We start from the raw sequence: 21,484 nt of genomic DNA, 5'->3' as shown, positions 1-21,484 counted from the left end.
TCGCCGTAGGTTTCGTGCGGGGTATCGCCCTGGGCCGCGACGGTCGGTGCCGGGTGCGTGTCCGTCGTGGGTGCTCGCGGGCCCACGCGGCGGAGCCGTATACGGCCACAGCCCGCGCCGCTCACGTCCCGTCCTCCTCACACCCCCGGCTCGGCCGCGATCCGTCCCGTCCTGATCCCCTCCACCAGCTCGGTGTGGTCCGCCTCGGTGCGGTCGGCGTAGGCGACGGCGAAGGCGGCTATCGCCTCGTCGAGCTCCTCGTTCTTGCCGCAGTAGCCGGCGATCAGGCGGGGGTCGGCGCTGTGGGAGTGGGCACGGGCCAGCAGGGCGCCGGTCATACGGCCGTAGTCGTCGATCTGGTCGGCGGCGAGGGCGGCGGGGTCGACGCTGCCCTTGCGGTTGCGGAACTGGCGTACCTGGAAGGGGCGCCCGCCGACCGTCGTCCAGCCGAGCAGGATGTCGCTGACCACCTGCATGCGCTTCTGGCCGAGGACGACCCGGCGGCCCTCGTGCTCCACCGCTGGGGTCGTGAAGCCGGCGGTGGCCAGGTGCGGGACGAGCGCGGAGGGCCGGGCCTCCTTGACCTGGAGCACCAGCGGCTGCTCGCGGTGGTCGAGGAGCAGCACGACGTAGGACCGGGTGCCGACGCTGCCGGTGCCGACGACCCGGAAGGCCACGTCGTGCACGGCGTGCCGGGCGAGCAGGGGGTGCCGGTCCTCGCTGAGCGTGTCGACGTACGCCTCCAGGGACGCGGCGACGGCCGCGGCCTCGGTGTCCGGGATGCGGCGCAGGACCGGTGGGGCGTCCACGAACCGCCGTCCGCCGTCTGCCACCGTCTCGGTCGACTTCGCCGCGAACCGGCCGCTGGTGTTGGCGCGGGCCTTCTCCGAGACCCGCTGCAGGGTGCCGAGCAGGTCGTGGGCGTCGGTGTGGGAGACCAGCTCCTCGTCCGCGATGGCGTTCCACGCGTCCAGGACCGGGAGCCTGGCCAGCAGCCGCATGGTGCGGCGGTAGGCGCCCACCGCGTCCTGGGCGGCCGCGCGGCAGGTGTCCTCGTCGGCACCTGCCTCCCGCCCGGCGAGCACCAGCGAGGTGGCGAGCCGCTTCAGGTCCCACTCCCACGGGCCGTGCACGGTCTCGTCGAAGTCGTTGAGGTCGATGACGAGGTCGCCGCGGGGGTCGCCGTACAGGCCGAAGTTGGCCGCGTGCGCGTCCCCGCATATCTGGGTGCCGATCCGGGTCATGGGGGTGCGGGCCAGGTCGTAGGCCATGAGGCCGGCCGAACCGCGCAGGAACGCGAAGGGGGTCGCAGCCATCCGCCCGACGCGGATGGGGGTCAGCTCCTCCATACGGCCGGCGTTGGACTCGACGACCGCGCTCACCGCGTCGGGGCGGGCGGCGTCCAGGTCGAGCGTGCGGTGGGCACCGCGCGGCACGCTCGAACGCAGCGCCTTGCCCTCCTCCTTGGGCGAGCCCTGCCGTGGCCACTGGGCGAACCCGCGCACCCGCGGCAGCCGGCGCTTCTCCGCGTCCACCGCGTCCACCGCGTCCGCCACCACTTCCACACCGGCTCCGGTCACCGCGACCGCCTCCCCCGAACACCCGTCGGCACGAACATCAACTCGTGCAGACCGTACAACCGACGCCCAGCACGCGTCAGACCCTGTGGATAACTCCCTGTGGACAACCCGCGCCGCTCAGCGAGCCACCGGCCTGCGACCGCACGGGCACGTGAGGAAGCTCTCGCCCGACCGCCGGGGGGCGTTGTCCGTACGCCTTCCGGCTCAGTGACGGGCACGAGGGGGGTGGCGTGGGGAAACCTGTGGTCAGGGGGCAGCGGCCACCTGACGGGAGACGACCATGGGACCGGTGCGAAGGAACGCCTGCGGCGGGCGGGCCACGGCGGGCCCGGGGCGCGAACAGGTCTCCGGCCGGGGCGTCCGCCGTGCCTGAGCTGCCGGACGTCGAGGGTTTCCGCGGTGTGCTCGTGTCCTGCGCGAAGGGCAGGGTCATCCGCCGCGTCGACGTGCGTGACGCGGGTGTCCTGCACGGGGTGAGCGTGCGGCGGCTGCGGGACGCGCTGGAGGGCCGGCGCTTCACCACGCCGGAGCGGCACGGCAAGTGGCTGCTCGCCCACACCGGTGGCCCCACCCTGCTGCTGCACTTCGGCATGACCGGCCGACTGCTGTGCGCCCGTCCCGACGACGCCGTCGAGGCCCACGACCGCGTCCTGTTCGATCTGAGCGGCGACCGCCAGCTCCGCTACCGCGACCAGCGCAAGCTCCAGGGCCTCTGGCTGGCCGACGACGACCTGGCCGTTGCCCGGGTGCTGGACCGTCAGGGCCCCGATGCGCTGACCGTGGAGCGTGAGGAGTTCGAGGCCGCGCTGTCCGCACGCCGTGGCCGCATCAAGACCGCGTTGACCGACCAGTCCGTGGTGGCCGGTCTCGGCAACCTGCTCGCCGACGAGATCCTCTGGCGTGCCGGGCTGCACCCCGGCGCACGGGCGGCCGATCTGACGCAGGCCGAGCTGCGGCATCTGTACAGCCACATGCGGCGCACGCTGCGTTCCGCGGTCAGCGCCGGCTGTGTCCCGCCGCGCGATTCGTGGCTCACCGGCCACCGCGACGACCCCGACCCGGTCTGCCCCCGCTGTGGCACCCACCTGCGGCGCACCCGCCAGGCGGGCCGCGGCACGGTGTGGTGCCCGCGGTGCCAGCGGGGCGCGGCCTGAGCCCCGCGCGCGCCTGACCCCCTGGCCGGGGAAGTCGGGATGACCAGGCCGCGGGCCCACCGGCGTTGAACACCACCCCGGCTCGCCACCGACCGCGCCGTGCGCTGGTCAGCGCCTACGCATCAATCCCGAAGGCCATTACCCATGCCGACCGGGATCGTTTCCCGCCTCGCGGACCGGGCCGTCGTCGGGGATGGTCATGGAGACGACCGTGGGTGCCGGCGAAGCAGGGGCAGCGCTTCGTCCCGGCCGTGCTCACACCAGCGGCGGGCCACGATCTCGGCAACGGGGAAATACCCGCCCTGCTGCCGTTCCCCGGTGCCCGTCAGGCCGTCCAGGCACCGCGTGCGCGACACGGCCTTCACCGAGGATGCCTCCCGGATGTGGACCGGCAACACACCAAGGGCCACGGCCAGTTGGCGCGACCCCGCCATCGGCGCCCCTTCGCCCCGCTCCGCCTCAACCATCACGAAACGGACGTCGGTCGATCGTGCCGAAGCCCCGGGCTCACCCTAGACAAACTTCTTCCGGACGGCCACCGATTGTTGCGGACCCCGCGCGCGGTTACTCGTACGTATTCCCTGCCCCGGAGTCGCCGCATAATGTTCGGCCCGGCCGGACGGTGGGCCCGGAGCGGTAATCGGCGTTTTGCAGAGGCCCGTCGGTAAAATCGGAGACCGGAGAGGTGACTAGCCCGGTGACCTTGTGTGTACTGTTCAGCGAGGGTGCCATCTCGCCCCGTGAGCTGCTCATCGCGCTGGAAAATTACGATCCCGTCGTCTTTGCCATCGGCAATGACGCATATGCGCGTTCTTACCTGCCGCTCATCGAGACGGCAGGCACCGTGGTGGAGTTGACCGGCGATACGGCGGTCGACGCGACGCGGTTGAAAGCCGCCGGTGTCACCGGCATCGTCACCTACAGCGAAGGCGGCATTCCCGTCGGCGCCCGGCTCACCGAGCGGCTCGGCCTCCCAGGGCATGACGTGGCCACCGCCACGGCGCTCACCGACAAACACACCCAGCGCGCCCTGCTGTCGTCCGCGGGGGCGGGCGGCGTGGACAGTCGGCTGATCACGTGCACCGAGGACTGGGACGCGGCAGTCCACGAGATCGGGCTGCCCCTGGTGGTCAAACCCCGGTGCGGTGAGCGGAGCAGGAACGCGCGGCCGGTGCGCGACGCGGACGAGGGACGCGCACTCGTCGCGCGGCTGCTGGACCGGGCGGCCGCCGGCCATGAGAAGGATCTGGTCGCCGAGCAGTACCTGGTCGGGCTGCCCACGCATCCGTACGGGGACTACGTGTCCGTCGAGTCGGTCTCTTCCGAGGGCATCATCCGGCACATCGGCGTGACCGGCAAGTTCCCCCTGTCGCCGCCGTTCCGCGAGATGGGCCACTTCTGTCCCGCGCCCTTCGCCCCGGATTCACTCGGCGAGATCGAGGAGCTGGTCGGAACCGCACTGCGCGCTCTCGGGGTCCGGCACGGCATCACGCACACCGAGGTGAAGCTGACCGCACAAGGACCTCGGATCATAGAGGTGAACGGCCGGCTCGGCGGATTCATGGCCGCCCTTTACCGACGTTCCCAGGGCCTTGATCTCATACAGGTGGCCGCCGATCTCGCACTGGGGCGGCCGGGAATTCCGGCAGGAAAGCCCGACGGCCTGACGCACTTTCAGTACACCACGCGGGCCCCTGTGGACGCGCGTCGGCTTGTTTCCGTGTCCGGCCGTGACGTTCTTCTGACCCACCCCATGGTCGACGCTTATCAGCTGTATGTGATACCTGGTGCTCCGCTGGACCCGGACATGACCTATCTGGACTGCGTCTCGGGTTCGGCCGGCTCACCCGCCGAGATGATGCGCGACATCGACGAGTGCCTCGCCCTGCTGACCTACGAGTTCGAGATGCCCGACGGGTCCCTGAGCATCGACGGGGCCTCCCTCCGAGCCGCCACTTCACCCGCGAGAAGCACATGAATCGTGGTCACCGTGCCATTCGGCACCGGGTGATCAGTTCCGTGGTGGAAATTCCCTGCGTGTAGGAGACCAACCGCAGCTTGCCGGCGGCGGATACCTCGCCGAAGATTTCCTCGACGACCTCGGGCATGATGTCGTCGCCGTGCACCACCAACGCTATGTCGTGTCGGTCCAGGAAATCCCTGGTGACCCGATAAGGCGCGTCCGGGAGCACCTCATCGACATAGCGGCACGCTTCGATCACCGCGATTCGTTCGGCGAGACTCATGATGGGACGACGCTTGTACGAGGCCACCACCTCGTCGGAGAGCACGCCGACCATGAGGTAGTCACCAAATTCACGAGCCTCTTTGAGAAGCGACACATGCCCCGAGTGAAAGAGGTCTCCCACCATGTCCACGTAGACACGTTTCTGGTTGCTCATACCGGCACGGTCTGTCATGGTCGATGCCACCTCGCAAGCTCCACGGAACTCAGCCATCGCCGTCAGTATTGTCCGTAGACTCACTCAAGACGAGGACGGAACTTGAACATCGCGGATTCACACGCAGACGACGTAACAGCCACTTCCGCAGTCAGTTCCCACAACGAGTGGGACCCTCTTGAGGAAGTAATCGTGGGCACCATCGAGGGGGTGACGATTCCGCCCCTGACGCACGAGATGAAGGTCATGGTGCGCCGTGACTACTGGGACTTCTATCGGCAGCACGCCGGAGAGCCCTACCCCGAGCATCTGGTGCAAGGCGCTTCGAAGGCCCTCGACAACCTCCAGAAGGTCCTCGAGGACGAAGGAGTCAAGGTCACCCGGCCCGAGCCCGTCGATTACGCCACCAAGAAGTTCCGCACGCCGTACTTCGAGTCGACCGGCTTCTTCAACGCCGACGTCCGTGACGTGCTCCTGGTCGTGGGTGACGAGATCATCGAGGCGCCGATGGCACTGCCTCCCCGCTACTTCGAGCACCTCAAGTACCACTCGCTGCTCCAGCAGTACTTCGAGCGCGGGGCCCGGTGGACCGCGGCCCCGAAGTGCTCGATGGGCCGGCACATGTACGACTACGACTACCCGGACGAGCACCTCGCGTTCTTCCGCGGCGACCCCAACATCCCGGAGGACGTGGGTCCGCTGGTCGGCCAGTACATGACCAACGAGGCGGAACCCTGTTTCGACGCCGCGGACTTCGTACGGTTCGGCCGCGACATCATCGTGCAGCGCAGCCAGGTCACCAACGAGCTCGGCATCAGGTGGCTGGAGCGGCACCTCGGCAGCAAGTACCGGATCCACCGGGCTCGCTTCCGCTCCTCGGGTCCGGTCCACATCGACACGACCTGGGTGCCGCTCGGTGAGGGCCGGGTGCTCACCTGCCCGGCGCGGCCCTGTCTGTCGCCAGAACTCCTCGACATGTTCAAGCGGGCCGGCTGGGAGATCATCGAGGCCCCGGAGGGGGTGGCGCCCGCGGAGTTCCAGCTCTCCAGCCGGTGGCTGTCGATGAACCTCCTGGTCCTCGACGAGGAACGGGTCGTCGTCGACAAGCACGAGGAACCGACCATCAAGATGCTCAAGAACCTCGGCATGAAGCCGGTTCTCGTGGACTTCAAGGATCACTACGTCTTCGGCGGCGGTCTGCACTGCGCCACCCTCGACGTCCGTCGGCGCGGTGTCCTCAAGAGCTACTTCGACTAGACGCAGGATGTCCCGGTATGACGAGAGGGCGTCCGCCGAGGCGGACGCCCTCTCGTCATGGCAGCAGGAACCGCCGCACCGTCAGCCGGCGGCCGCGGCGCCTATGTCACCGGGACGGTACTCGCGCACCAGCTCGTCGTAGGCCGCGTCGCCCTCGGGAGTGTCCGGCTCCGCCAGCCGGACCCGGTCCCAGTCGGACTCCGGCGCGGTCTGGTAGAGGCCGTAGCACTTGGCGATCCCGATCACCTCGCTGCGGCTGAGCTGCGGCTGGTCGAGGATGCTCACCTCGAGGTCCGTGATGTCGCAGAACGTGTCGGGGTCGAGGTATCCGTTCTGCTCCGCGATCTTCCGCAGCTCGGTGCCGTGCAGCGGCGAGAAGATGAAGCACCCCACGGTGTCGATGTCGTCCGGCAGCCGTCGGGTGAACTCCACCGTCTCGAAGACCAGTTCACGGGTCTCCTCGGGCATGCCGATGATGCAGTTGCCGGTGGTCGAGAAGCTGCGGCCCGAGCAGATCTCGAAGGCGCGGCGCAACTGGTCGTTCGTCTGGAACCGCTTGAGCATCTTCCGCCGGTACTCGGCGTTCCCGTGCTCGATGCCGATGCTGGTGCGCAGCATGTTCATCCGCTCGAGACCGTCGGCCGCGTGCTCCGTCATGGTCTCGGACCGGGTGTTCATCCAGAACGGGATGCGAAAGTCCTCGTAGCGCTCGACCAGTTCGTCGAACTCCCGCGTCGGAAGCGCCAGGAAGGTGTCGGCGAGCCAGTAGACGAGTTCGATGTCGTGGAGCCTGTGCTGGTGTTCCAGTTCCGCCATGGTGCGGTCGAGCGACTTGCGCCGGTAGAACTTGCTGCCTTGTTCGGCGGAAGCAATGCGGTTCTGCCCGGGGGAGTTGCAGTAGGTGCACTGGAACGGGCACCCGCGCTGGCTCTCGATGCCGATGGTCCGCCAGAGCCGGCCTTCCATCGGCCGGTATATCGCCTGTTCCTCGAACAGGCTGTAATCGGCGAACGGCAGCTGGTCGAGGTCCACCCGGGGGCCGAGCGGATTGCGGTACAGCTGTCCGTCCTCCCGGACCCAGAGGTTGGGGATGTCGGTCAGCGACCGGCCGTCGCACATCCGCTCGCACAGCTCGATCAGCGCGATCTCGCCCTCACCGCGGCACACGAAATCACCCACGTTGTCACGCAGGATGAAATTGGGTGCGAAGGTCGCGAAGGGGCCACCCCAGATGGTGGGGATCTTACGGTCCTTCTCGGGCAGCGCCTGGATCATGGCTCGGCCGATGGAGTAGGTGTTCTCCACCACCGAGACGGCGATCAGGTCCGGCTGGTACTCCGCCACCTTGGCCCGGAAGTCGTCCAGCATTCTGGTCTGCCGGAAGTGCACATCACGTTCGAGCCAGTCGAACTGCTTCACGAAGGTCCGGTAGTGGACGTAGTTCGATGTCAGGTCCTCCGCGTAGAAGGTGCTGTCGAAAAGATCGACCTGGAAGCCTCGTTCGCGCAGCAGTGCGGTGAAGAGCCCCATAGAATAGGGCATCATCGCCGCCTGCTGAATGTTCGGATAAACCAGCAGGACCCGGAAATCCGATGGTTTCTTCCGTGCGTGCCGCTTCGCGCCCCGAGTTTGCACTACGACTTCGACTTTCTGAGCCATCCACGCTCCCACCGATGTCGGCCATACCGCGACAATAGGACCTGCACGCTGACATATACGCTTCAACCAGGTCAACCGCGGAAGATCGGATTGAGGAAGCGCCCCGGGTGTGCAACCCCGGAATTTCCGCGGTTGCACACCCGGTCAGTGGCCACGCCGGCCGAACCTACCGGCTCGGGCTGCCCCACCGCCGCCGCAGCAGGCCGGCCTCGACGCACTGCTGAAGCAGGTTCCACACGGCCCGGGGGCTCAACTGCCCCTCGCCAGCGGCAAGTGCCTCGGCGAAGCCGAACCAGTCAGGGGCGTCCGCGAGCATCCAGCGGCAGAGTCCGGCGGCCGCGGCGGGCAGTTCGACGTCGACTCCCTTCCCGCCGTAGTCGACCACGACGGGCGGTTCGGCGATCAGCAGCCGGGCCGCGGCATCGGGTTCGACCTGGAAGGCCGCCTGGTGGTGGGAGGCGAGATTGCCGAGCAGGTCTTCCTCGAGCAGTTTCTGGGGATCCTCCAGTGCCTCCCTGGCGCGCCCGGCCGCCCAGGCCATCCCCTCCCGCGCCTCGGCGGACGGCCCGGCCGGCCCGAAGGCGTCGAAGGGGGTGGTCCGCATGCGCGGATCGCACGTGAGCCGGCGTTCCAGGGCGGCCAGCACGACATGCGACCACGTGGGCAGTGAGAAGTGGTAGCCGAGGGACAGTGAGGCCTCGTCGTCGGCCAGCGTCGTGTGGTAGATGCCGCGGGGCATGATCAGTGCGGAGCCGCGCCGCATCTCGATCACCTCCAGATCGGTCACCAGCTCCGACTGCGTGCCCATGCGTGGCAGGGAGGGCGGGAAGTCCAGCCGCGCCGCGAGCTCCTCGTTGTAGAGGGGGTATTCGAGGAACGGATGGCGGCCCACACGCCAGCGCTTGTGTCCGCGCAGGTGCACCACGACGCTGTCGAACCGGTCGTAGTGGAGGCCCAGTCCGGAGCCGGCTCCCGCAGGTGTGTACACCATGCTCAGCACGAACGGCCAGGTGCTGCTCCAGGGGTCCAACAGCCCCCGCGTCGCCACCGGCTGATGCGGCAGGCCGAGCGACTCCAGGATGCCGGCGCCCCGTTGGCGCGCCTCGGGCAGGTGCTCCAGCATGCGCCAGCAGACGATGGTGTGGCCGGAGTGGTAGAGCGGCACCGCGTCGCTGATCGACGTCGGCGGAAAGGTGTACAGGTCCTGTACGTTCTCCGTCGCGCCCGCGGTTCCCGCGGCGCGGTCCTTGTCGCGGAAGCCGTACACCGACACCTTCATGTCAGGGGCGAACTCGGCCAGCGCCTCGGGCGTGGGAAAACGCTCGGCTATGCGCTCTTCGAGGTCTTTCGGATCACCATGCTCGACGAGGTGGCGGCCTTCGGCCCAGTGCGTCCGCGGCGCGTTGCGCTCACTCGCGCGCGGAAACAACTGCCGCAACGCGTCGACTGTGGATTCATCGGCGGTCATTTCGGTCTCTCCCATCTCGGTGAACTTTCTGCGCGTATCCTCATACAGCCAACTAGCGTTGCCGAAGTATTGGCCGCTCTGTAACATACGGTGATCAACTGGGAGGTGGAGTGTCCTCGCTGCATTTTCCGGCGAAGCATGTCGTCAACGGGCCCGGAGTCGGGCCCGACGGTGCGGTGAGCAAAACCGCCCGACTACGGCACATGCTGCGCTCCAACGAACTGGAGTTCATTCTCGAAGCGCACAACGGCATCAGCGCGGTCATCGCGGAAGAGGCCGGTTTCAAAGGGATCTGGGCCTCCGGACTCGCATTGTCCGCACAGTTCGGGGTGCGTGACAACAACGAGACGAGTTGGACCCAGGTCGTCGACATGGTCGAATTCATGGCCGACGCGACCTCGGTACCGATTCTTCTCGACGGCGATACCGGATACGGCAACTTCAACAACGCCCGGAGACTGGTGCGTAAACTTGAGCAGCGCGGCGTCGCCGGCGTGTGCATCGAGGACAAGTCGTTCCCGAAGACCAATAGTTTCATCAACGGCGAACGGCAGCTACTCGCGGACGTCAATGAGTTCTGCGGCAAGATCGCCGCGGCGAAGGACTCGCAGCTCGACGACGATTTCTGCGTCGTCGCGCGCGTCGAGGCGTACATCGCGGGGCGGGACACCCGTGAGGCGATCACTCGCGCCGAGGCGTACCGCAAGGCCGGTGCCGACGCCATCCTCATTCACAGCGCCCTGTCCAAGCCGGACCAGATCCTCGAGTTCGCGAGGGAATGGGGCGGGCGCGCCCCGCTCGTGATCGTGCCGACCAAGTACTACAGCACCCCGACGCACGTCTTCCGCGATGCCGGGGTCAGCTTGGTGATCTGGGCGAACCACCTCATACGCAGCGCTGTCGACGCGATGCAGGGGACCGCCCGCCAGATCTTCGAGAACCAGTCGCTGGTGGAGGTCGAGGACCGCGTCGCGAGCATCAAGGAGATCTTCCGACTCCAGTGCGCGGAGGAACTGGCCGCCGCGGAGCACCGCTACGCGAAGGGCACACGGCCGGACACCGCAGCCGTCGTACTCGCCGCGAGCCGCGGCGACGAGCTGACGCATCTCACCCAGGACCGCCCCAAGACCATGCTCTCGGTCAATGGGAAGCCGCTGCTCGCACGCCTCGTCGAACTGTGCCGCAAACAGGGGATCGACGGCATCTCGGTGGTGGCGGGTTACCGGGCCGACAGCGTCGACATCAAGGACATCGACCTGGTCCTGAACGACGGCCACGCCACGAGCGGTGAACTCGCCTCCCTCGCCTGCGCGCGGCACGCCTTCCGCGACGACACGGTGATCCTCTACGGCGACCTGCTCTTCCGCTCCTACATCCTGCGCGAACTGATGGACTCTGACAGCGAGTTGACGGTTGTCGTCGATTCGCAGGAGAGTGACACGGGCCTCGACCGCGACGACGCGTACTGCTCCTCCCCCGACAACCGTTCACTCTGGGGGCAGCACGTCCTGCTGAGCCGCATCACCGGCGCCGGAAGCCGCAACGGCGCACGGCCCGACGGCCGTTGGATCGGCATGATGCGGGCCCAGGGCGAAGGCCGCGCCTGGATCGAGGAGGGCCTCGACACGCTCGGCACGCGCCCCGACTTCGACGGGCTCACGCTGGGCGACCTGCTCAACCACATCGTCGCCGAGGGACACCCGGTGCGCGTCATGTACATCCACGGGCACTGGCTCGATGTGAACTCACTCGCCGATCTGGAGCAGGCGGGCCGGTTCACCGCCGGCCAGTCCTGAAGGAGCACTCGTGATCCAGGCCCGCGACTTCGTTCACGACGCCCTCGGCCGGGGCTACGACTGGTACGCCGGGGTGCCCTGCTCCTTCCTGACCCCGTTCATCAACTACGTCATCGGCGACGGCGCCATCGGCTACGTGTCGGCGGCGAACGAGGGCGACGCGGTCGCCATCGCCGCCGGCACCTGGATCGGTGGACATCGCGGCATCGCGATGATGCAGAACTCCGGTCTCGGCAACGCCCTCAACCCACTGACCTCACTGCTGCACACCTTCCGCATCCCGGTGCTCCTGATCTGCACGCACCGCGGCGCGCCGGGAGTCGACGACGAACCGCAGCACGACCTGATGGGCCGCGTCACCGGCCCGTTGCTGGACACGGTGCACGTTCCCTGGACCCGGTTTCCCAGCGATCCGGCGGAGATTTCCGCCGTACTGGACGAGGCCGATCACCGGGCCGCGGAGCGCCGGGCGTACGCACTGGTCCTGGAGAAGGGCAGCTGCGCACCGCATCCGCCGGCACCGGCAGCAGCCGCTCCCCGGCCGACGCCCGTGCCCGTCGAAGGCCGCGGCCATGTACTGACCGCGGCGGAGCGCGGCTCACGGCAGGAGGCGCTGGAGGCGATCGTCGCCGCCAGCGACGAGCCCCGCACCGTCGTCGTGGCCACTACCGGCTACACCGGCCGTGAGCTGTACGCGATCGCGGACCGGCCGAACCACCTGTACATGGTCGGCTCCATGGGGTGCGCCTCGTCGCTGGGGCTCGGCCTGGCGCTGGCCCGGCCGGACCTGCGTGTGGTCGTGGCCGACGGCGACGGAGCGGCTCTGATGCGCATGGGAAATCTCGCGACGATCGGTGCGTACCTGCCGAAGAACCTGCTGCATGTGGTGCTCGACAACGAAGCGCACGACTCGACGGGCGCGCAGGCGACCGTCAGTTCCCGGATCGATCTCGCCGGCGTCGCCGCGGCCTGCGGCTACCGCCGGGTGCTGCGCACGGACTCGGCCACGGAGCTGCGGGAGTTCCTGCGCACTCCGGAGCAGGACGGCCCGTACTTCGCGCACATGAAGATCCGTACCGGCACGCGTGGCACACTCCCCCGGCCGGCGCTCCGGCCGCCCGACGTACTCGACCGGCTGATGGACCGCATTGGACGTACCCCGTGAAGACGATCCTGCTCAATCCCGGCCCGGTGACGCTCTCCCGGCGCGTACGCGAGGCGATGTCCCGGCCCGATCTGTGCCATCGCGAGCCCGAGTTCGGCGCGCTCCAGGACGGCCTGCGCCGCAAGCTGCTCGATGTGTACGCCCTCGACCCGGCGGACTGGGCGGCGGTGCTGCTCACCGGCTCCGGCACGGCCGCGGTCGAGGCCATGCTCACCAGCCTGGTACCGGCGGACGGCCGCCTGCTGATCGTCGAGAACGGCGTGTACGGCGAGCGCATGACACACATCGCCCGCTCCTACGGCATCGCCCACGAGCGGGTCACCGCCCCGTGGTCCGACGCCATCGACCTGTCCGCCGTGGAACGGGCGCTCGGCGACGGCGACTTCACCCACGTCGCCGTGGTCCATCACGAGACCACGACCGGCCGGCTCAACGACATCGCAGCGCTGTCGAAGCTCGCGGCGGCCCACGGTGCGCGGCTGCTGCTCGACAGTGTCAGCGGCTTCGGTGCCGAGACGCTGGACTTCGACGGCTGGCATCTCGACGGCTGCGCGGCCGCAGCGAACAAGTGCCTGCACGGCGTACCCGGCAGCGCCTTCGTCCTGGTCCGTCGCGCGGCGCCGGCCGCCGCACCGAGCCGCACGGTCTATCTGGATCTGCACGCCTACCTCGCCCAGCAGGACCGGCGGGCCACGCCCTTCACCCAGTCGGTGCAGACGTTCTACGCGCTCGACGAGGCGCTGGACGAGTTCTTCGAGGAGGGCGGCCGGAGGGGCCGGCAGGCGTTGTTCCGGCACCGCATGACGCGCATCCGTGAGGCCCTGCTGGCCCTCGGCGTCGAACCGCTGCTACCGGACGCCGAGTCGTCCTGTGTGCTGCAGTCCTTCAGACTGCCGCCGGGTCACGACTACGAAGCGGTGCACGACCGGCTCAAGCAGGACGGCTTCATCGTCTACGCCGGCCAGGGCGGGCTGTCGGGACGTGTCTTCCGGATCTCCGCGATGGGCGACATCACCGAGGAGGACCTGGCGCGCCTGCTCGACGCGTTCTCCACCCTCTTCCGGACCGTAGGCCGCCGGGACTGAGGTACCGGGCCGACGGCACACGGAGGTGTGCCGTCCCCCTCCTCACGTGTGGACGGCGTCCTCGACCGGTACCGGTCGCGCGCGGCGGGCCCAGTGAGCGGCGGCGGACAGGCCGAGCGCGAGGCCCGCGTACAGGACGCCGAGCAGAACCCACCCGAGCCGGCCGAGTCCGAGAATCATGACGGTGACGAGGATCGGCCCGAGCGAGTCGTAGATGCGCGTACCCATCGCGAACGCTCCGAGGTACTCGCCCTGGCGGTCCTCAGGGGCGAGTTCGTAGGACAGCCCCCAGCCACCGGCCGACTGGAGCATCTCCGCCAGAGTGAGCAGCACGCATCCGATGCCGAGGACGACGACCGCGCCGAGCGCGGGCAACGCTCCGGTACTCGCGAGCACCAGGCAGGCGACCAGCAGCAGCGCGCCCGACTTCAGCACTCCCCGGGCGGCTCCCCGTACCGTGTCCGTGCCGCGGCTCGCGCGCACCTGAAGCGTCACCACGAGGAAGGTGTTGACCAGGAAGGTGCCGGCGACGGTCCAGGTCGGCGCGTGCGTGTGGCGCACGATCCACAACGGCAACGCCACGGTGAGGATGGCGGCGTAGGTCATCAGCAGCCCGTTCAACACGCAGACCGTGAGGTACCGCAGGTCACGCAGCACCGATCGCGGGCGGTCGGCCGGCGACCGCGGGGACGACGCCGACCGGGCCGCCGGGGTCGCAGGCATCGTCAGCAGGATCACGGCCGCGATGGCGAACGACGCGGCGTCGGCCAGCATCAGCGAGACGTACGCGGCGCGGGTGCCCACGCCCAGCGCTATCCCGGCGGCCAGGGCACCGACGGCGATGCCGCCGTTGACGACGGCCTGGTTGTAGGCCCGGGCGCGAACTCGCTGCTCCTGCCCCGCGATCCGGGACAGGTAGGCACCCCGGATCGGCGACCCGCCCACTTCCGCGAGAGCGGCGATGACAGCGAGCGTCACGAACTCCGGGAAGGTACGCACGAACGGATAGGCCGCGAACACGACCGCCTGGACGGCCGTGAGAAGCACCCAGACGCGCCGGTACCCGAAGCGGTCGCCCAGCGAGCCGAGCGGTACCGCGGCGATCATCGCTGCAAGGCCCGCCAGCGACAGTCCCGAGGCCACCGCGCCCGGCCCGAGCCCGACGATACGGGTGAAGAACAGCACGCTGACCGTGAGAAACATACCGGTCCCCGTCGCATCGACGAGGGAAACGAGTGCGTACCTGCGTAAAGGCCCGGCGGGTGGAAGTACGGCACGGAGCCATTTCGCGGCGATCACAGAATCAGGCATTGAATTATCGTACCAGCCTCCCCATTCTACTATCCCGGCCGATTACGGTGAGGCCAGCATTTCAGACGCTTGACAATTATGTCGAGCGAAGCCACCGTAGTCGCCATGGTCGCCTTTACCGCTGAGCACAACGCGTTTCGTCAGCTGGTCCGGGACTTTACCGAGAAGGAAATCGGGCCGCACGGGGATGAATGGGAAGCGAATGGGATATTCCCCGCGCACGAGCTGTTCCCCAAGATGGGCCGGCTCGGTCTGCTCGGCGTGGAGTACGACGAGCGGTACGGCGGCCAGGGCGCGGACCACCTCTACACGGTGATCCTGCACGAGGAACTCGGCCGCGTCGCCCCCGGCGGCGTGGCCTTGGGCATCGGCGTCCAGACGGACATGGCGACCCCGGCGCTGCACCATTTCGGCAGCGCGGAACTCAAGCGGAAGTACCTGGTCCCGGCGACCACGGGCGAGGCGGTCTGCTCGGTCGCGGTGACCGAGCCCGATACCGGCTCCGACGTGGCCGCCCTGCGCACCCGCGCGACGCGCGACGGCGACGACTGGGTGATCAACGGCTCGAAGCTGTACATCACCAACGGCACGCAGGCCGACTGGATCTGCCTGCTCGCCCGCACGTCCGACGAGCCCGGCTACGGCAGCTTCTCGCAGATCGTCGTCCCGACGGACACACCCGGCGTGCAGGTCCACCGCAAGCTCGACAAGCTCGGCATGCGCTCCTCCGACACCGCCGAGCTGACCTTCACCGACGTGCGGGTTCCGGTCGGCAACACGATCGGCGAGCCGGGCCTCGGCTTCTACCAGCAGATGAGCCAGTTCCAGAACGAGCGCCTGGTCTGCTGCTACGCCGCGGTCGGCGGCATGGAGACGGCCCTGAACCGGACCGTGAACTATCTGAAGACCCGCCGGGCCTTCGGCAAGCCCCTGATCGACCAGCAGTACATCAGCTTCACGCTGGCCGAGCTGAGTGCGCGGCTGGACATGCTGCGGCACTACACCTACGCGGCCGCGGAGGCGTACATCCGCGGTGAGGACGCGACCCGGTTCGCGACCATCGGAAAACTGGAGGCAGGCCGACTGGCCCGCGAGATCTCGGCGGTCTGTCTGCAGTTCCACGGCGGCATCGGCTACATGGAGGAGTCGTGGACCGCCCGGTACTTCCGGGACAGCCCCGCGTGGTCGATCGGCGGCGGCACCGACGAGGTCATGCTGTACGCCCTGTCCCACCTGGACGGCTACCACGCGAATTAGCGCTGCCGTCCGCATTCCCTTCCCAGGACAGATGTGGGCTGTTCCAGGAGTCATTTTCGCAGGGGGAGAAACGCCACAGTGAGCCTCACATGTGAAACAACCATTCACGGTGCATTCGCCGCCCACGCCAGGCGGCAGCCCCAGGCGACCGCCATCATCTCCGCGGGGCGGCGCACCAGCTATGCGGCCCTGGACGCCGCCGCCGACACCTACGCGGCGGAACTGGCCGAGCGCGGAGTCGGTCCCGGTACCGTCATTCCACTGCTTCTCCCGCGGTCCGCCCAGCTCATCGCGATGCAATTGGGAATTCTCCGGTGCGGGGCGGCCTACGCCGGACTCGACCTGCGCTGGCCGGCCGAACGGACCGCGGCGGTCATCGACTCGCTCTCCGCGCCGCTGATCGTCACCGCCGACGGATCCGCACACGATCCGGGGAAGAAGCCCGTCCTCCCGGTGCCCGCGGAAGACGTCACCGAGGTGGCCGCGAGGTCCCGCGGCTTCCGGGCCCCCACCGTCGACGGGGCGTCCCCGGCGACCCTCTTTTTCACGTCCGGGACGACGGGCCGGCCCAAGATCGTGGTCACCCCGCACCAGGCGGTCACCCGGATGTTCCGGCCCGGCGGACTCGCCGGATTCGGCCCCGGTCACGCCACGCCACAGGCCGCACCGCTGCCCTGGGACATGTACGCGTTCGAAGTGTGGGGCCAACTCGTCAGCGGTGGCACGACGGCGCCGGTGGCGGAGGACCACCTCATGCCGCGGACGCTGCGCGAACTCGTCTCGACCGCCGGGGTGGACACCCTGTGGCTCACCACATCGCTGTTCAACCTCTTCGTCGATGAGGACATCGACTGTTTCAGCGGCCTGCGCCAGGTGCTGACCGGCGGGGAGAAGCTCTCCCCCGCACACGTCCGCGCGTTCCTCGGGCGGCATCCGGGCATTCCGTTGCGCAACGGCTACGGGCCCGCGGAGAACTGCATGCTGACCACCACTCACCTGTTGCGTCCCGAGGACTGTGACCTGCCCGGGGGTGTACCCGTGGGCACGCCGGTACCGGGTACCAGGGTGCTGGTCCTCGCCCCGGACGACCGGCCGTGCCCGCAGGGCGAGCCGGGCGAGATATGCGTCGCGGGCGAGGGCCTCGCGTGCGGTTACGCCGGCGACCCGGAACTCACCGCCGCCAAGTTCCCGACCGTCGTGGTGGACGGCGCGCCGGTCCGCCTCTACCGGACCGGTGACCTCGGTGTCACCGACCCGTCGGGGGTGCTGCATTTCCTCGGACGAGCGGACCGGCAGGTGAAGATCAGCGGGCACCGGGTGGAACTGGAGGAGATCGAGGTCGCGGTGCGCGGCGTCCCCGGTGTCCGCGCCTGCGTCGCTGTTCCCGTCGTCGGCGCGCACGGCGAGGTGGGTCGGATCTCGCTGTTCTACACGGACGACTCGGCCGTGCCGCCCGACGCCGACGACCCCCTGGCCGTCCGCGCGCGACTGCTGCGCCAGCTGCCCGGTTACATGGTGCCGGGGACCGTGCAGCGCGTCGACCGGTTCCCCGTCACCGCGAACGGCAAGATCGACTCCGCCGCCCTGCTCCGGCTCACGAGGCCGGTCCGGCGGGCGTCCCGGCTCGCGTCGGAAGGCGGTCGTCCATGACCGGCCGACCCGTCAGGAGTCGCTGGCTGCCCTTCGGCACCGCGCCGGACGCCGCGGTCCGGCTGCTCTGCCTGCCGCACGCGGGGGCGGGTGCCGCTGTCTACCGTTCCTGGGGCACCGGAGCTACCGGCGGAGTGGCGGTGTGCCCGGTGCAGCCCCCCGGCCGGGAGAAGCGGCGCCGCGAACCCGCCCTGGTCTCCGCGACCGAACTGGCGCGCCTGCTCGCCCCCGAGATCATCGCGGATGTGCCGCCGCCGTACGCGTTGCTCGGTCACAGTACGGGCGCCCTGGTGGCCTTCGAACTGTGCCGGGAGATCCGCCGGCTCGGCGGCACCGCGCCGGTCCACCTCTTCGTCTCCGGCCGCCCCGCGCCTCAGCTTCCGATGCGCCGCACCCGGCTGAGCGGTCTCTCGGTCACCGAACTGGCCGAGGTCCTGCGCCGTCTCGGGGGCACTCCGCCGGAAGTCCTCGAGAACCAGGCCCTCCTGGCCTCGATCCACCCCCTTCTCGTGGCCGACTTCAAGGTCAACGAGGAGTACACCTACCGGCCGGAGTCCCCTCTCGGCATTCCCCTCACCGTCTTCGCGGCCACCCGGGACGCCGGGACGAGCCTCGACGAGGCAGCGGCGTGGGAGACGCAGACGGACGGCGGGTTCCGGATGCTCACGCTGGACGGCGGCCACTTCGCGGTGTTCGACCAGGCCCCCGAGATCCACGGACACATCGCCACGTCCCTGCGGACGCCGTCATGACGCGCGCGGCGGACGGAACCCCACCGCGGCTGTCCCACGTCGGCGACCAGATGTCGCGCATGTCCGGGCTCCGCGCGCTGATGGAGGACATCGCGGCCTCGACCGCGGGCGACCGGGCCGGCGAGTGGCTCAACCTCGGCATCGGCAATCCGGCGGTCCTTCCCGCCGTGACCGGGATGTGGCGCCGGCTCACCTGGCACGCACACGAGGAGAGCTTCGCGGACGCGGGCCAGTACGGCCCGTCCCGGGGAGCGCCGGTCCTGGTCCGGGCCATCGCCGACTACTTCCGCAGTCGTCTCGGGTGGCGGATAGGCAGCGAGAACATCGTGGTCAGCCCCGGCAGCCAGATGCTCTGCTTCGTCGCGGCCGCGGTGTTCGCGGGCCCCGGCAGCACGGGCACGCGCAGGGTCCTCCTGCCGATGACGCCGGACTACACCGGTTACCAGGGACTGTGCATGGTGCCCGGCGGGGTCGCCGGAACACCGTCCCTCCCCGTGCGGGAGGAGGGCCGGCTCTTCAGCTACGTCCTCGACCTGGACGCGGTCGCCCGTCATCCGGACCCCGGCATGCTGCTGCTGTCCAGCCCGGGCAACCCGACAGGCCGCGCCCTGAGTCCGGCGGAACAGGACGGCCTCATCGAGATCGCCGAGCGACTCGACGTGCCCCTGTTCGTCGACCACGCCTACGGCCGGCCCTTCCCGCAGATCGGTCCGACCCAGGCCCCTCCTGTGCTCCATCCGAACGTCGTCAACTGCTTCAGCATGTCCAAACTGGGTCTACCGGGCGAGCGCATCGGCTTTGCCATCGGCCCCGAGCGGTTCATCACCCCGATCGTCTCCTGCCTGTCCAACTCGGTCCTGCACACGCCCAGGCTGGCCCAGGCAGCCGTCGCGGCCGGTCTGCGTTCGGGCGCGATCGACGACGTGGTCTCGACGGCGGTCAGGCCCTTCTACCTCGAACGCCGACTGCTCGTGGAGAAGCTGCTGAGCAGCGCCATGCCGCCGGGCGTCGACTGGCGGCTGCACGCGAACGAGGGCGGCATGTTCGCCTGGGTGTGGGTCGACGAGGACTGGTTCGATGACCTCGCGCTCTACGACAGGCTCAAGGAGCAGCACGTCTTCATCGCTCCGGGCCGGAGCTTCTTCACCGGCAGCCCGCGTCCCGGCGAGCACGGCACCCGGTGCTTCCGTATCACGCTCTCCGTGGACGAGGACGTGCTGAGGGAAGGCATCAGGCGCATCGGCCGCGTCATCGGCCAGGCCGGCCCGCGGCACGCCCCCTGACAAGACCCTTGAGAAGACCGAGAAGACCCCGGATGAGAGGGAGGAATCGTCGCGTTGACCGAGAGCCGCGAAGACCACGTGGACGCCGAGTTCGAGCCGCCGCTCGGGCCACTCGAAAGCACGGTGGCACGCATCCAGGCCGAGGTCCTCGGCATCGACCGGATAGGCCGGTCCGACAGCTTCTACGACTTCGGTGGCACGTCCCTCCAGGCCATCCGGATCTGCACGAGGATCGAGCGGGAGACCGGCCGGCAGGCTCAGCCCGAGTGGCTGTTCGAGTTCGATGTCCTGTCGGAATTCGTCAGTCTCCTGCCGGCACCGGGCGGGGAGGCAGCGCCTTGAGCCGTGACCGTTGCCGCGACGACCATCCTCTGACGTTCGTGCAGGAGGCGCTCTGGCTCTCGGAGCAGTTCGCCGTCGGGACGCCCCCCTACGTCGAGAGCTGGGCGCAACGGCTCAGAGGCCACCTGGACGCCGATGCGCTGGTCCTGGCGCTGAAGCGGATCAGGGACCGCCACCCCGCCCTGCGGTCGCAGTTCGTCCTGGAGGACGACCGCCTCGTCCAGCGCGTGCGGCACGATGCCGACCTCGTCGTGGAGCGGGTGGACGCGCAGGGCGAGGATTCCGGCGACGCGCTGCGAAGGGCGGCGCAGCGGCCGATCGACATCAGCGAGACCACCCTCCGGGTGGTGCTGCTGAAGCTGGCGCACGACGATCACGTTCTTCTCGTCCAGTGCCACCACATCGTCGTCGACGACCACTCGTTCGACCTGCTGTCCAGGGAGATCGAGGCACTGTACACGGCGGCCGTCGGCGGACAGGCCGTCGAACCCCCCGCCCCCGGGAGCACCGTCGGCCGGTACGCGGCGGATCAACGGGCCCGCGGGATACCCGAGTCGTCCTTGGCGTACTGGACCCGTTACCTCGACGGCGCCGAACCCCTGCCCGCGTTCCCGCCGGCCGGGCGAGCGCTCCCGACCCGGCACGACAACCGGTGCGGCCGGGTCACCGAAAGGGTGGACGCCGATGTCGCCCGCCGCGTCCAGAAGCGCGCCCGGGCGCTGCGAACGACGCCCACCGTCGTCCTGCTCGCCTCGCTCGGCATGACGCTGGCCGCCTCGGCGGGCGTCGAGGACGTCGTCATGGGCCACCCGGTGTCACAGCGGGGCCCGGCCGGCCTCGACCGGGTGTTCGGCTGCTTCACCGACACCATGCCGCTGCGGCTGCGCGCGCTGCCCGGGTCGACGTTCGGCGAGCTGTGCGGCTCCGTGAAACGAGACGTGATCTCCGCGCTGCGCCACCGCGACGTTCCGTGGGCCCACGTCGCGCGGCATCTGCCGCACACACCGGGCATGTTGCCCGGTGAAGGGCTCATCAGGGTGGTGATGGTGGTCGAGGAGCCCACACCGCTGACGCTTCCCGGCCTCACGTGCGAGCGCGTCCCCGTCGTGCCGGCGGGGGTGAAGTTCGACTGGTTCGTCGACGTGGTGGCGGAGGCGGGCGGCTACACCTGCCACGTCGACTACGCCGCGGACAGTTTCACCCCCGACGAGGCCACGCGGGCGCTCCGGCAGTGGACGCGCACCCTCGCCGAGGTGTCGGACGATCCGGACCTCACCGTCGCGGCTCTCGGCCGGACGTTCGCCGCCGAACCCGCGTGACCCG

Annotated in this window: 17 protein-coding genes; 12 read left to right on the top strand and 5 right to left on the bottom strand. The window is 69.2% G+C overall.

Annotation, left to right across the window (positions count from 1 at the left end):
• Window positions 1–137: 137 nt before the first annotated feature.
• Window positions 138–1,565: a DUF2252 domain-containing protein gene (locus tag AB0D93_RS01395; protein WP_362111828.1), complete on the bottom strand. Its 1,428-nt coding sequence runs from the start codon at window positions 1,563–1,565 to the stop codon at window positions 138–140.
• 380 nt (window positions 1,566–1,945) lie between these two features.
• On the opposite strand from AB0D93_RS01395, the gene AB0D93_RS01390 reads away from it, so the two are divergent.
• Window positions 1,946–2,734: a DNA-formamidopyrimidine glycosylase family protein gene (locus AB0D93_RS01390; protein ID WP_362110963.1), complete on the top strand. Its 789-nt coding sequence runs from the start codon at window positions 1,946–1,948 to the stop codon at window positions 2,732–2,734.
• Window positions 2,735–3,419: 685 nt separating this feature from the next.
• Complete coding sequence (locus AB0D93_RS01385; RefSeq protein ID WP_362110960.1) at window positions 3,420–4,712, top strand: ATP-grasp domain-containing protein; 1,293 nt, start codon at window positions 3,420–3,422, stop codon at window positions 4,710–4,712.
• A gap of 7 nt (window positions 4,713–4,719) precedes the next feature.
• Here AB0D93_RS01385 and AB0D93_RS01380 read toward each other — a convergent pair whose 3' ends face one another.
• Window positions 4,720–5,193 carry an adenylyltransferase/cytidyltransferase family protein gene (locus AB0D93_RS01380; RefSeq protein ID WP_362110957.1) on the bottom strand — a complete coding sequence of 158 codons (474 nt, stop codon included), beginning with the start codon at window positions 5,191–5,193 and terminating at the stop codon, window positions 4,720–4,722.
• Window positions 5,194–5,328: 135 nt separating this feature from the next.
• Between AB0D93_RS01380 and AB0D93_RS01375 the strand changes: the two genes are divergently transcribed.
• Window positions 5,329–6,393, top strand: coding sequence for an amidinotransferase (locus AB0D93_RS01375; RefSeq protein WP_362110954.1), 1,065 nt, complete (start codon window positions 5,329–5,331; stop codon window positions 6,391–6,393).
• 81 nt (window positions 6,394–6,474) lie between these two features.
• Here AB0D93_RS01375 and AB0D93_RS01370 read toward each other — a convergent pair whose 3' ends face one another.
• Both AB0D93_RS01370 and AB0D93_RS01365 read right to left on the bottom strand, forming a co-directional pair.
• On the bottom strand, window positions 6,475–7,938 hold the full coding sequence (locus tag AB0D93_RS01370; protein ID WP_362110951.1) for a radical SAM protein: 1,464 nt from the start codon (window positions 7,936–7,938) through the stop codon (window positions 6,475–6,477).
• Between the two features lie 280 nt (window positions 7,939–8,218).
• Complete coding sequence (locus AB0D93_RS01365; protein ID WP_362110948.1) at window positions 8,219–9,607, bottom strand: cupin domain-containing protein; 1,389 nt, start codon at window positions 9,605–9,607, stop codon at window positions 8,219–8,221.
• Window positions 9,608–9,696: 89 nt separating this feature from the next.
• Between AB0D93_RS01365 and aepX the strand changes: the two genes are divergently transcribed.
• The 3 genes from aepX to AB0D93_RS01350 are packed head-to-tail and all read left to right on the top strand — an operon-like array spanning window position 9,697 to window position 13,566.
• Window positions 9,697–11,316, top strand: coding sequence for a phosphoenolpyruvate mutase (aepX, locus tag AB0D93_RS01360; RefSeq protein ID WP_362110945.1), 1,620 nt, complete (start codon window positions 9,697–9,699; stop codon window positions 11,314–11,316).
• A 10-nt stretch (window positions 11,317–11,326) separates the two neighbouring features.
• Window positions 11,327–12,481, top strand: a complete 1,155-nt coding sequence (gene aepY, locus AB0D93_RS01355) for a phosphonopyruvate decarboxylase (RefSeq protein ID WP_362110942.1) — start codon at window positions 11,327–11,329, stop codon at window positions 12,479–12,481.
• Complete coding sequence (locus AB0D93_RS01350) at window positions 12,478–13,566, top strand: 2-aminoethylphosphonate aminotransferase (RefSeq protein WP_362110939.1); 1,089 nt, start codon at window positions 12,478–12,480, stop codon at window positions 13,564–13,566. Before aepY ends, AB0D93_RS01350 begins: the two co-directional genes overlap by 4 nt.
• Before the next feature lie 42 nt (window positions 13,567–13,608).
• On the opposite strand, the gene AB0D93_RS01345 is transcribed toward AB0D93_RS01350, so the two are convergent.
• The gene (locus AB0D93_RS01345) at window positions 13,609–14,877 is read right to left on the bottom strand and encodes an MFS transporter (RefSeq protein WP_362110936.1); all 1,269 of its coding nucleotides are present in this window, start codon (window positions 14,875–14,877) and stop codon (window positions 13,609–13,611) included.
• Between the two features lie 105 nt (window positions 14,878–14,982).
• Between AB0D93_RS01345 and AB0D93_RS01340 the strand changes: the two genes are divergently transcribed.
• The 6 genes from AB0D93_RS01340 (at window position 14,983) to AB0D93_RS01315 (ending at window position 21,480) form a co-directional block, all read left to right on the top strand.
• Window positions 14,983–16,134, top strand: coding sequence for an acyl-CoA dehydrogenase family protein (locus AB0D93_RS01340; protein ID WP_362110933.1), 1,152 nt, complete (start codon window positions 14,983–14,985; stop codon window positions 16,132–16,134).
• Window positions 16,135–16,212: 78 nt separating this feature from the next.
• A complete protein-coding gene (locus AB0D93_RS01335; protein WP_362110930.1) occupies window positions 16,213–17,784 on the top strand; it encodes an amino acid adenylation domain-containing protein in 1,572 nt (523 codons plus the stop codon).
• Entirely contained in the window at window positions 17,781–18,536 is a 756-nt protein-coding gene (locus tag AB0D93_RS01330) for an alpha/beta fold hydrolase (protein ID WP_362110927.1), read from the top strand. The genes AB0D93_RS01335 and AB0D93_RS01330 overlap by 4 nt, the downstream gene beginning before the upstream one ends.
• Window positions 18,533–19,819, top strand: coding sequence for an aminotransferase class I/II-fold pyridoxal phosphate-dependent enzyme (locus AB0D93_RS01325; RefSeq protein WP_362110924.1), 1,287 nt, complete (start codon window positions 18,533–18,535; stop codon window positions 19,817–19,819). The genes AB0D93_RS01330 and AB0D93_RS01325 overlap by 4 nt, the downstream gene beginning before the upstream one ends.
• 54 nt (window positions 19,820–19,873) lie before the next feature.
• Window positions 19,874–20,161: a phosphopantetheine-binding protein gene (locus AB0D93_RS01320; RefSeq protein ID WP_362110921.1), complete on the top strand. Its 288-nt coding sequence runs from the start codon at window positions 19,874–19,876 to the stop codon at window positions 20,159–20,161.
• On the top strand, window positions 20,158–21,480 hold the full coding sequence (locus AB0D93_RS01315; RefSeq protein ID WP_362110918.1) for a condensation domain-containing protein: 1,323 nt from the start codon (window positions 20,158–20,160) through the stop codon (window positions 21,478–21,480). The genes AB0D93_RS01320 and AB0D93_RS01315 overlap by 4 nt, the downstream gene beginning before the upstream one ends.
• The last annotated feature ends 4 nt before the right edge of the window (window positions 21,481–21,484 follow it).

This window comes from Streptomyces sp. NPDC048191, assembly GCF_040652655.1.
In the GTDB taxonomy this organism is placed as follows: domain Bacteria; phylum Actinomycetota; class Actinomycetes; order Streptomycetales; family Streptomycetaceae; genus Streptomyces.
The sequence above is the reverse complement of the archived record's forward strand: the minus strand, read 5'-3'. Positions and strand labels throughout refer to the sequence as shown.

What these genes read in the sequence shown, in the direction of transcription:
- AB0D93_RS01325 (WP_362110924.1), top strand. Translation starts at nt 18,533, where the DNA reads ATGACGCGCGCGGCGGACGGAACCCCACCGCGGCTGTCCCACGTCGGC.
- AB0D93_RS01380 (WP_362110957.1), bottom strand. Translation starts at nt 5,193, where the DNA reads ATGGCTGAGTTCCGTGGAGCTTGCGAGGTGGCATCGACCATGACAGAC.
- AB0D93_RS01340 (WP_362110933.1), top strand. Translation starts at nt 14,983, where the DNA reads ATGGTCGCCTTTACCGCTGAGCACAACGCGTTTCGTCAGCTGGTCCGG.
- AB0D93_RS01365 (WP_362110948.1), bottom strand. Translation starts at nt 9,607, where the DNA reads ATGTTACAGAGCGGCCAATACTTCGGCAACGCTAGTTGGCTGTATGAG.
- AB0D93_RS01370 (WP_362110951.1), bottom strand. Translation starts at nt 7,938, where the DNA reads ATGATGCCCTATTCTATGGGGCTCTTCACCGCACTGCTGCGCGAACGA.
- AB0D93_RS01345 (WP_362110936.1), bottom strand. Translation starts at nt 14,877, where the DNA reads ATGCCTGATTCTGTGATCGCCGCGAAATGGCTCCGTGCCGTACTTCCA.
- AB0D93_RS01330 (WP_362110927.1), top strand. Translation starts at nt 17,781, where the DNA reads ATGACCGGCCGACCCGTCAGGAGTCGCTGGCTGCCCTTCGGCACCGCG.